This window comes from Streptomyces sp. NPDC058674, assembly GCF_042716505.1.
Classification (GTDB): domain Bacteria; phylum Actinomycetota; class Actinomycetes; order Streptomycetales; family Streptomycetaceae; genus Streptomyces.
Map to the genome: position 1 here is coordinate 75,408 of NZ_JBHXSC010000026.1, position 10,821 is coordinate 86,228.

At 70.1% G+C, this 10,821-nt stretch carries 7 protein-coding genes and 3 pseudogenes; 8 read left to right on the forward strand and 2 right to left on the reverse strand.

The genetic code is table 11. The annotated features are described in order from the left end of the window. Positions 1-59: 59 nt before the first annotated feature. From ACFWU6_RS16270 to ACFWU6_RS16280, 3 genes and pseudogenes are all read left to right on the forward strand, one after another. A pseudogene (locus tag ACFWU6_RS16270) lies at positions 60-1,056 on the forward strand (IS110 family transposase); the annotation flags it as partial. Positions 1,057-1,104: 48 nt separating this feature from the next. Next, positions 1,105-1,458 (forward strand): hypothetical protein, encoded by a 354-nt coding sequence (locus tag ACFWU6_RS16275; protein WP_069923478.1) that lies wholly within the window; start codon positions 1,105-1,107, stop codon positions 1,456-1,458. 86 nt (positions 1,459-1,544) lie between these two features. Further along, on the forward strand, positions 1,545-2,375 hold the full coding sequence (locus ACFWU6_RS16280) for a hypothetical protein (RefSeq protein WP_383981616.1): 831 nt from the start codon (positions 1,545-1,547) through the stop codon (positions 2,373-2,375). A 167-nt stretch (positions 2,376-2,542) separates the two neighbouring features. Here ACFWU6_RS16280 and ACFWU6_RS16285 read toward each other — a convergent pair whose 3' ends face one another. Then, positions 2,543-2,770 (reverse strand): hypothetical protein, encoded by a 228-nt coding sequence (locus ACFWU6_RS16285; RefSeq protein ID WP_383981600.1) that lies wholly within the window; start codon positions 2,768-2,770, stop codon positions 2,543-2,545. A 377-nt stretch (positions 2,771-3,147) separates the two neighbouring features. Between ACFWU6_RS16285 and ACFWU6_RS16290 the strand changes: the two genes are divergently transcribed. The 3 genes and pseudogenes from ACFWU6_RS16290 to ACFWU6_RS16300 all read left to right on the forward strand — a co-directional run. Next, complete coding sequence (locus tag ACFWU6_RS16290) at positions 3,148-3,687, forward strand: hypothetical protein (protein ID WP_383981602.1); 540 nt, start codon at positions 3,148-3,150, stop codon at positions 3,685-3,687. A 554-nt stretch (positions 3,688-4,241) separates the two neighbouring features. Continuing rightward, on the forward strand, positions 4,242-5,147 hold the full coding sequence (locus tag ACFWU6_RS16295; protein WP_383981604.1) for a Ku protein: 906 nt from the start codon (positions 4,242-4,244) through the stop codon (positions 5,145-5,147). Positions 5,148-5,462: 315 nt separating this feature from the next. Next, positions 5,463-5,600, forward strand: a pseudogene (locus ACFWU6_RS16300) (IS630 family transposase); the annotation flags it as partial. Positions 5,601-5,703: 103 nt separating this feature from the next. Here the strand turns inward: ACFWU6_RS16300 and ACFWU6_RS16305 are convergent. After that, complete coding sequence (locus ACFWU6_RS16305) at positions 5,704-6,702, reverse strand: ribosome-inactivating family protein (RefSeq protein ID WP_383981606.1); 999 nt, start codon at positions 6,700-6,702, stop codon at positions 5,704-5,706. Positions 6,703-7,074: 372 nt separating this feature from the next. On the opposite strand from ACFWU6_RS16305, the gene ACFWU6_RS16310 reads away from it, so the two are divergent. Next, positions 7,075-9,324, forward strand: coding sequence for a helix-turn-helix domain-containing protein (locus ACFWU6_RS16310; protein ID WP_383981608.1), 2,250 nt, complete (start codon positions 7,075-7,077; stop codon positions 9,322-9,324). A gap of 538 nt (positions 9,325-9,862) precedes the next feature. Further along, positions 9,863-10,597, forward strand: a pseudogene (locus tag ACFWU6_RS16315) (DUF4238 domain-containing protein); the annotation flags it as partial. Positions 10,598-10,821 lie beyond the last annotated feature (224 nt).

The following is a 10,821-nucleotide window of genomic DNA, read 5'->3' on the forward strand; positions in this document are numbered from 1 at the left end:
ACGGGGACTCCGTTCTCCTGGACCGTCAAGATCCAAGTGTCTCCGGTGTCCAAAACCCGGGGTCAAGGCCCCTCCTCCTGGCCCTGCTCACCGGCCACGGCCAGGACCTCCTCTACATCCCCGGCCGGGTCGTCAACCGGGCCAGCGACGGATACCGCGGCGAGGGCAAGACCGACGCCCGCGACGCCTTGGTCATCGCAGACCAGGCCCGCATCCGCCGGGACCTCAAGCCGATGCGGCCCACCGACGAGGCCACCATCGAGCTGAAGATGCTCACCAGCCGCCGCACGGACCTCGTCCGTGACCGCACCCGGGCCATCAACCGCCTGCGCTCCACCTTGACTGGCATGTTCCCTGCCCTGGAGCGCGCTCTCGTCCTCACCAGTGCCGGCCCGCTGGTCCTCCTCGACGGCTATCAGACGCCGGCGGCGATACGGCGTATGGGCACGGCCCGGCTGACCCGCTGGCTCCGAGCACGGGGCGTCCGCACACCGGATGAGCTCGCGGCCACGGCGATCGACGCCGCCGAACAGCAGCACACCGCGGTCCCTGGCGAGGCGGTCATGGCCCAGCTGGTGCGGACCCTCGCCGCCGACGTGCGGGCGTTGAACGAGAAGGTCACGGAGGTCGACCGGCTCATCGAGGACCGCTTCCGCGCCCACGACCTCGCCGAGATCATCACGAGCATGCCCGGCATCGGGCCTCTCCTCGGCGCCGAGTTTCTTGCCGGAGTCGGCAGTGACCTCGCCTTCTTCGCAACCCCGGACCGGCTCGCCGCATTCGCCGGGCTTGCACCGGCGCCGCACGACTCGGGCAAGTAACCTCCACCGGCCCCGTCACTACCACCGCGGCCTCCAGCGGGTCTTCTACATGTCCGCGCTGACCAGCGTCCGCTACGACCCCAACTCCCGGACCTTCTACGACCGCAAACGAGCCGAGGGAAAACGCCACACTCAAGCCGTGATCGCCCTAGCCCGCCGCCGCGTCAACATCCTATGGGCCCTGATCCGTGACCGGCGCCTCTACGAAACCGCACCGCCGCAGATCACCGGATAGCAGCTGCCCGCTGAAGACGAACCTGGTCTGGCGCGAGATCATGACCGAATGGATCTCATAGGCATGGGCGAGCGCGAGTACTGGGCCAACGTGGCGAAGCGACCCGGGATGTTCGTCGGTCGGACGACGCTCACGGGTCTGGAGGCGTACTTGGACGGCTACCACCATCATTCCGTGCGCCATGGCGGACCAGGTCTGGACGGCTGGAGCGAGTGGTTGGTAGCCAGACGAGGCCGCGACTGCAATCACGCATGGCCCGGTCAGGTTCGCCACCTTGCGCTCCCTGACGGGTGGGAGTCCTGGGACCTTCCCGCGGACCAGGAACAGCACGTCATCAAAGTGCTTTTCGACCTGCTCGACGAGTTCCTCTCGGAACGAGAGGCGAACACCCAAACGGATTGACTTCTCCATTGGGAAGCCCGATCGGCCAGGTCCGCGCTCGGTAGTCGGTGGAGTCGATCAACAGCGTCCCGTACGGTCGACCCGTGATGATCAAATCGGGCGCCCCACGCAGTCTCGGCCTCCCCGCACCCGAGGCGCGGTTGCGCTTCGACACGGAGTTGCAGGAGATCGGCGGCGGCCCGCGGCGCCGCTTGCTCATGGTCGACGACGAGCCTGCGTTCGAGCTCAGCTTCTACTGCGGAACCTGCCCGTTCCTGTTCCGCCGGCTGGAAGGCTCAAGGGAGAAGCTGTCCCTGGAGGGCGTGCAGGAACAACTCACCGGCGCGCTGCACGATCTGGACGACGGCGGAGTGATCGATGCGTTCGCCACCCTGCTGCCTGAGGGCGAGTACCTTCCACTGCTCCTGCGTGTGAAACCCCGGCTGGTCGTCCCCGGCAAGGACGGCGACTACTTCAGTGGCGAGCAGGTCACGACGTGGGGGATCGACCAGTTCTGGGGCCTCCCGGAGTACCCGCACACCCCGTACTACCGAACCTTCGAGACCGTCGTAGACACGGACGCCCACCTCTACGAGTTCGTCGTACCCATGGTTCCCCCGACGTGGAACGAGAGGGGGCGCGTCGAGGAGTACGTCACGCTCATGGAGCAGGGAACGGTCCCCACGGCGGTGGCGATCTCCACGCTGGACGTATGCCAGCCCGCCCTCGACCGGGGGGACGACTATTTCGTGCACTGGGGCCTGACCCACTTCCTCCTCGACGGCCACCACAAACTGGAGGCCGCTGCCACAGCCGGCCAGCCAGTACAGATCCTCTCCCTCCTGGCACTGGGCGAGAGCCTGGCCGGAGCGGACGACTGTGCTCGACTACCTGCCCTGCGAGCCCAGCCCCGTGTGGCCCGAGCGAGCGGTGCCTGATCCAGCGCCGACGGCCACGGCCGCGGGCCAACAACCGTGCACACCCGAGCCAATGAAGCAGTGAGTCATACGTACGGAGTTCAGCGAACCGCGGGTGGGGAGCAAGATCAGCAGGTCTGGGGATCCCGTGAGCTCCGGGTGGGGAAATTCAACGAGCCTCATCAGGGTCAAGGGCGGGGCCGTGTCTCCACACCGCGGTCCTTCGTCCACCTCTTCACCACGATGAGCTTGCCGCTGGCAGTCTCCTCCAGCAGCTCGATGCACACATCGCCCTCCTGGCTGGCGTACCTGCCCACGAAGCCGCGGAACTTCCTGTCCGCGACGGCGGCAGCAGCCCAGGTACCCTTCACCCCCGCAGGCCCCGGCTGGAAGGACAGGGTCACGTGGTGCGCCACGATGGGCTCCGCATTCGGACCCCGCCCAGTCGAGGTCACGATGCCTCCGACCGCGTCGACACGGGAACCGCAGCGCCGTGGATGTGGCCGTCCTCGATGACAGGCAGGGCGAAGTGGTTCACGAGCCTCTTACTGTCTCTTGGCGAGTGGGAGACGAGACGGTCCGCCCGGTCGACGTGCGAAGGGCTTCCGGGCGGACTCCGCTACCCAGGCTGCCGCCTTGCCCGCCTCGGCGTCGGGAACACGGCCGCGCTCTGAGCTGAACGGGGGCGTCACCCCGATCGAAAGGGCCGGACACACGTAGGGGGACGTCCCTCCTAGGGGTGGCTTTCGCCGCGCTCCGTGTCGCAGACGGCCAGGCCGGCAGTTGACCCTCCATGAACACCACCACGTACCCCGTGCTCGCGGCAGCGGCGGCACTGGTCTGCGTCGCAGCAACAACCCCGGCCACCACGGCGACCCAGGCGCAGCTCCGCTACCAGTGCTCCGGCAGCACCCGGTCCATCGACGACACCGCATACAGCGGGCCGTGGCCCGACAACTGGGACGTCACCATCTCCGTGTGCGCTGCCCGCTCCGGAGCCACCGCCTACGCCTACGCCGAGGCCCGGTGGGACGGCCCCACCTTCTACTCCGTCGACGACCCCACGATCTTCGACGCTGCCAAGATCCGACTTCAGATCAAGCAATCCCGCGACGGGACTGACCCTGTGGTTGCTGAGAAGGACTTCGCCGGCCTGGAAGCCCGGCTGGAGGACAGCACATCCAAGGCCAACTACGACGGGCGCTACCGCACGGACACGATCAGCCATCGAATCGGCAACCGCGCCCTCGCTGACGTGGTGCTGTTCCTGGACTGGCACGGAGACGGACGCGGCTTCCAGCGCCACGAGTACACCGGATCCCCGGCCGTCTGACCTGCGACGTCCGCGTACGGACTGCTGCGCCGGCGCCGCGTCGTCCGGCGGGATCCCGCTGACGCTCCTACTGTCTCTGCCGGGTATTACGATCCGGTCGTGGCTGAAATCCGACTACATCCGGCTCCAGAAGCGGGCGGACACCGCCTGGGCGCTCCTACGCGAGATCCAGGACCGGCACGGGCGGCCGTCCGCTGAGGGCGGCTGGCCGCCGGAGGCGCACGAGGAGTGGCAGGCCGCCTGGCGGGAGTGGGGCGAGCGCGCCGACACGGTCCGCGACGCGATCGACCGCTGGGCTGCGGAGAGCGGCCAGTCCCGCCTTGAAGTCGAGACCCGGCTCAGGGGCGAACTCCGCGGAGGGAAGAGCCCGCAGATCTGGCCCGAGGGCACGTAGAGCAGCCCCCATCCGGGGCGCCTGGACTATGGCCTCCTGGCTGTCGCAAGCAGGCGGCAGGCTCCGGGCGAGAGCGTTGGATCAGACGGCTCCCTGCGGGCAGCGCTTGCGCCGACTGGGTGGGACCCTGGAATCAGGGGCGAGCAGCGTGGAGGTTCGTGTGCGTCCTACCTGGTCAGGGGCTATTTCGTTCGGGCTGGTCACCATTCCGATCAAGGTCTACCCCGCTACCGAGTCGCACGCGGTGTCCTTCCGGCAGATCCACCTCGCCGACGGCGGGCGGATCCGGAACCGGAAGGTCTGCGAGGTCGATGGCCGGGAGCTGCGGCAGGACGAGATCGGCCGCGGCTACGAGACCGCGACGGGCACGCTCGTGGAGATCACCGACGCCGACCTCGACAACATGCCGCTGCCGACTGCGAAGGCCATCGAGATCGTCGCGTTCGTCCCGGCCGACAGCATCGACCCGATCCAGATCGGCGCCTCCTACTACCTCGCAGCCGACGGCGTCGGCGCCAAGCCGTACGAGCTCCTGCGCCAGGCCCTGCAGCGCAGCAGCAAGGTCGCCGTCGCCAAGTTCGCGATGCGCGACCGCGAGCGCCTGGGCCTGCTCCGCGTCATGGACAAGGTGATCGTCCTGCACGGGCTGCGCTGGCCGGACGAGATCCGGGCCACCGACCAGGTCCCCGTCCCCGACACCACCGTCACCGACGCCGAGGTCGACGCCGCCGTCGCCCTCGCCGAAACCCTGTCCGGGCTCGACATGAGCGAGCTGCGCGACGAGTACCGGGCCGCCCTGGAACAGGTCATCGCCGCGAAGGCCGGCGGCGAGCGGCCCGCGGCGGCCGAGCCGGCCGAGCCCGCCTCCGCCGAGGTCGTCGACCTGATGGCCATGCTGGAGAAGTCCGTCGCCGACGCCAAGAACGCCCGCACCGGCGACGTCGACGCCACCGTCCACGATCTCCCGGCCCCGAAGAAGACCCCTGCCAGGAAGGTGGCCGCGAAGAAGAGCCCGGCGGCGGCCAAGAAGCCAGCGGCGAAGCGGAAGTCATCCCGGAGCGCCTGAACGCCCTGCACGGATCCGACGCATTCTGTTGTTCCCGACGCGGGAGCGGACGGGTTGCGGGATGGTCAGTGGGCGCCCGGTGCGGGTGCGGAGGTTCGGCTGGTTGGGGAGGTTGCGGGTGGAGGAGACCTGGACGACGGACGAGTACGGGGCCTCGCACGAGGGCTCGGTCGGGGTCCTGCTCGCGGACGGGACCGTGCCGGCGCCGGTGTACTTCGACTCGGGGTCGGGCTCGGGCGGGGAGACGGTGGGGCACTGGAGCGTCTACGACGGGCGCTGGCCGCGCGCGCCGAAGGCGGCGGTGCTGCGGACGGTCTGTCCAACCTCGCCGTCATGGCCCTCGACCGGCTTGAAGCACTCGTCCGCAACCGGCTCAAACGCCTCCAGTACCGGCCCGACACCCTCAACGGCTTCATAGCCGGCACCGGCCTGACCCTCGACACCCCAACCTCATCTCCTGACAAGCCGAAGCCTGTAGGCGGGGTGCGGGGGCACGCGACGGCCGGGCCTGGTCCGTGGTGGACCGGGCCCGGCGGGTTGCCCGGCGGTGTGGCGGTTAGGGCTGTCCGCTGGCGTAGAGGGCGAGGAAGGGGGTCAGGCGGGGACGGCGGTTGTCGGGGATCCCGAGGTCGTACACGTTGCGGTAGACGCGTCCGTCGATCGTCACACCCGGGTCGGTCACATTGCGCGCGGTGCGGTGCGCCATGCGGGACAGGTCGCTCCAGCTGGTTTCGAGGTCGGTGCCGAAGGGGCCGATGTGAGCCGGAAAAGTCGGGTCGCCCGCGTCGCCGCCGGCGAAGATGCTCTGGGCGACGCGGTTCTGGATCCAGCCGATGCGGGCGGCCTCGGCGGTGGCGCCGATGATGTAGGCCATGGCCCGGTTCACCGTGGTGGAGTTGCGGCTGTCCGGCGTGGCGTTGGTGAGGTTCTGCACCTGCTGGTAAATCGTCGTCCGGTCGTAGCGCTGGGCACCCCGCCACTCCGGGGGAGCCGACATCTGCGCGTAGCTGCCGTCGCCGGTGATCTGGTTGAACAGGGGGGCGGTCGGCGGGACGGGGTTGGAGGCGAGGCGGAATTGCTCCGGCAGGTGGTTGGTGTACGCGCGGTCTGCCTGGTTGGGGCGGGGGACGATGCGGTAGTGCTGGCCGCGGGCGGAGAAGCCCAGGAAGTAGAGGTTGTCGACGTTGAAGTACAGCGCGAGGTGGGCACGTTGGCCGTCCGCCTCGTGGGTCCAGACCATCACCTGGATGACACGGTTGCTGTTGGTCCGGGTCGGGGTGTCCATGTAGGCCGAGCTCTGGTCGACGTTTGGCATCTGGTGGCCGACGGCGTTGCGCAGTGCGTTCACCATGGCGTTGTAGTCGTCATAGCTGTCCCTCGCCCGGGAGCTCCCGTTCGGGGAGTCGTACGCGTACAGGTGCCAGTTGATGGTGGTGAACCGCTGGCTCTGGGGGACCTCTGCGTGGGCCTTGGGTGCGGCGGCCCCGAAGAGCACGCTGCAGGCGGACACCAGGGCGAGCAGCAGGACCGCGAGCTGCCTTCCGGATCGGCGCATGGTGGGTATCGGATGCAGGTGCATCGGGTGGTTCTCTCCCTGGACACTCTGCCGCGCGGGTGTGGGCGGCACGGCGAAGACCCCGCGCGAGCGCCTACCACTGCATCGGGGCAGGGGCGTCCTCGCGGGACGGACGGTTGAGGAAGCGGCCGACCCTTCGTCCCGCCGGGCCCCTTCAGGTCCCGGCGGGACGAAGGGTCGGCGGAGGAGAGCTTCCGGGTGGCTCCGGGGCCGTCTTCCTCAGGCTTCGATCCAACTCGGGCGGACGGGCGTGAACCAGGCACTTTCACCGGCACAACTAGGTGGCGCATACTTTTGCCGGTTGGGTTCGCGGTTCGGCGGGGCCACGTCGAACACGGGAAGATCATCAGCATGGCCTCGACCACACCGGCCGACTACTCCTTCGGTACGCTGCTGCACGCCCTGCGCCGCCGGGCCGGGCTCAGTCAGGAGGACCTGGCGCACGCGGCCGGGATGAGTGTGCGGGGCTTGTCCTACCTGGAGAAGGGCCGCTCCCGCGGGCCGCAGCGCCGTACCGTGCAGGCGTTGGCGAAGGCGCTGGGCCTGGATGCGGCCGGCGCCCGGGAGCTGGAGGACGCCGCGAGCGCGGGCCGGCGCCGCCCCATCCGCACCACGGACGCCACAGCGCCACCGCTCAGCCCTTCGCCGGACGTCCCGGCGGCCGCCCCGGCATCGGAGGCCACTGTGAACGCCCCCGATCTGCTGCCGCGCGCGCCGCGCGGTTTCCACGGCCGGGCGGCCGAGCTCGACGCGCTGACCCGGGCCACCGCGGGCGAGGCGCCGGTGTGCCTGGTGGTGGGGCCCGCCGGGGTCGGCAAGACCGCCCTGGTCCTGCACTGGGCCCGCCACGACCCCGCGGGCCTGGCCGACGGCCGCCTCTACGCCGATCTGCGCGGTTTCAGCGACATGGGCGAGCCGTCCGCCGTCGAGGTGCTGCGCGAGTTCCTCCTGGCCCTTGGCATTGCGCCCGAGCGGATACCGGAGTCGGAGCCGGCCGCGGCCGCCCTGTTCCGCTCCCTGGCCGCCGACCGGCAGCTGCTGGTCGTCCTCGACAACGCCCGCGACTCCGACCAGGTCCGCCCGCTCCTGCCCGGCGGCGACCGCTGCGTCACCGTCGTCACCAGCCGCCACCGCCTGCCCGGGCTGATCGTCACCGACACCGCCTGCCCCGTCCCCCTGGACGTCCTCGCCCCCCAGGACGCCACCGCCCTCCTGGCCCGCCTCCTCGGCGCCGACCGGGTCCACGCCGAGGAGGCCGCCGCACTGCGCCTCGCGGACCTGTGCGGCGGACTGCCGCTGGCGCTGCGGGTGGTCGCCGCCCGCCTCGCCGGGCGGCCCGGCTGGACCCTGGCCGCACTCGCCGACGAGCTCGCCGACGAGACCCGCCGCCTTGGCCTGCTGGACCTGGAGGACACCGGCGTCCGCGCCGCACTCCACCTGACGCTGCGCCAACTCCCCGCGCCCGTAACGGACGTGTTCGCTGCCCTCGGCCGCCACCCCGGCACCCACCTGGACCGCTACACCGCCGCCGCCCTGGCCGGCACCGACCCGACCGCCGCCGACACTGCCCTGGACCGCCTGACGGCCGCACACCTGCTCACCGAGACCGCGCCCGGCCGCTGGACGATGCACGACCTCGTGCGGCTGTACGCCCGGGGCCTGGACGCCCACCCCGACACCCTCAAGCGCGTCCTCGACCACTACATCACCACCGCCACCGCCGCCGTCGCGGCGGCCGAACCCGGCTCCGAGGACTGCTTCCCCCTCCCCGCCGACTTCGACCCACCCACCGCGGTGCGGGACTTCGGCGACCGGAGCGCCGCCGTCGCCTGGTTCACCGCCGAGCGCGGCAACCTCACCCAGGCGATCAACGCCGCCGACGCCGCCCTCCTGCACGAGCGCACCTGGCGCATCGTCATGACCATGTGGCCGCTGATCGTGTGGCGGGTGCGCGACGGCTGGGCCCCGCTCCTCCAGACCGCCCTCACCGCCGCTCGGGCCGACGCCGACCAGCACGGCGAAGCCCGGGTTCTCAACATGCTCGGCTGGGTCCTCACCGAGGAAGGACGCACCACCGAGGCACTCGTGCACCTCGAAGCGGCGTGCGCGCTCGCCGCCGGAGCCGGCGACGCGTTCGCCGAGGCCAACGGCCTGATCGTCCTCGCCATGGCCCAAGCCGCCCTCTGCGACCTGGACCAGGCCGCCACCAGCTGCGAGCGCGCCGCCGACCTGGGCCGCCGCATCGGTGACCGCAGGGTCGAACGCCTCGCCACCCAGCATCTCGCCCGCCACCAGGCCGACGCCGGCCACTGGCAGCAAGCCCTCACCACCGCCACCCGCACCCTGGACTTCGACTACCGCCCCGGCGCCACCGACATCCCCCACCTCCTCCTGCTCGCGATCAAGGGCGAGGCACTGCTCGGACTCGGACACCACGCCGAGGGCACCGCACAGCTCGACCTCGCGGCCCGGGACGCGGAAGCCGCCGGCTACGACGACGGCACGGTACGAGCACTCGCCGCCCTCCTGCGCGCAGCCCCGAGTCCAGAGGTCCAAACACGCTACGACGTGGCACTCGCGCGACTCACCACCCGAGCCTGAACAGCAGCTGCACCCTCAGGGCGCTGGTGAATCCCGCCGACCCTGGGCGCTACTGACCTCCCCACAGTTCACCCTGACACGCCGAAGTCAGCAACGGGGTGCCCGAGTCCGGCGGCGACGCCGCTTCGCCCAGCCCGGCGACTTCGGCCCGTCGTGGCCGCGCTCGGCACACGAGAGAGAGCCAGCGGGAGAGCTCGGGCGGCACGGGTTTCGTTTCATATTCCGTTTCCACGGCCGGGAGGTTCTGGGACTCTGGAGAGCATGGCGAGTAGTCCCGACGCAAGGGGTAGGGCATCGGACGCGTTCTGGGAGCGGGTCCGCGAGCTGGAGCACACACCAGGCCAACATGTGCGCCGCCAGCACCTGGTTTCGAAGGTCCTGCTCAAGCGCTTCACAGCCCCGGGAACCGCAGGATCGGGGCCCCAGCTCTACCCCTTCGATCTGCGCCATCCCCACCAGCCGCACAAGTTGAAGGGCCCAGCCGGCTGCGGCTGGGCCGAGAACTTCGTGCCCCTTCGCGTCCGGCACCCTTGAAGACCTCTGGGCAGCGACCGAGCAGAACCTGCCGCGCGCTTTCGCCGCACTGGACGCTGGCCGAATTCTCGACGAGACCGAGCACCACACTGTGCTGCGCGACTTCCTCGCCCTGCACTGGGTGCGCTCCCACTTCTACCGCAAAGCCTTCGACCGCATCTTCACCGAATTTCGAGCCCATAGTCGGCGCTGGTTCCTCACCGACGGACAAGAGCTGGTCCGGGCCGCCGCTCTGCAGGAGTTCGGCCTCCACATCATCGGCCCGGAGGGCATGCAGCACATGGTCGACGAACTCCTGCGCCCGACCGACGAGCTCTTCGCCAACGGCGCCCTGCTGCGCATACGGATGGAGGAGATGTTCCACAAGGTCCGCCATCGCATTGCCGGGGTCGGACTGGCGATCCACAGTCCTGAGTCAGGAGAGCTCCTCATCGGGGACACCCCTGCCCAGACGGTTCGCTTCGTACAGGGCCAGCCTGCCTTCGGCATGGCTCTCGGCGACGCGGCCAGCATGGTCATTCCTCTTGGACCCAAGCATCTCCTGAGCCTCGGACGCGAGGAGACCGTTGAAGTGCTGAACGAAGAGGGCAGGGAGTCGATGAACCGGCTGCAGGTATTCTCCGCCGTCCGCCACGTCTACTACCGTCCCGGCAGCCGACTTGACCGCACCGTCCGTAGCGTCCTCAAGGCCCGGGAGGGGGCCAGCTCACGTGATCCTCGATCCGGCGTCGGCGGTTGACCCGGCCGACCGGCGCCGCGCTCCGGCCCGTGTGGCCCGGCCGACCGGCGTCCCGCCCAGGCCCGGCCGGGCCGCGTTCCGCTTGAGCCTGGACGGCGGGCTTGTCCGGGTCCCCGTTCGCGGGGCTAGCTTGATCTTTAACGTCCGAGATCGAACGGCGCCTCGTACTTGATCACTCGGTTCGGTAACCGCCGTACGCGGAAACGGCCTTCGTCTGGATCATG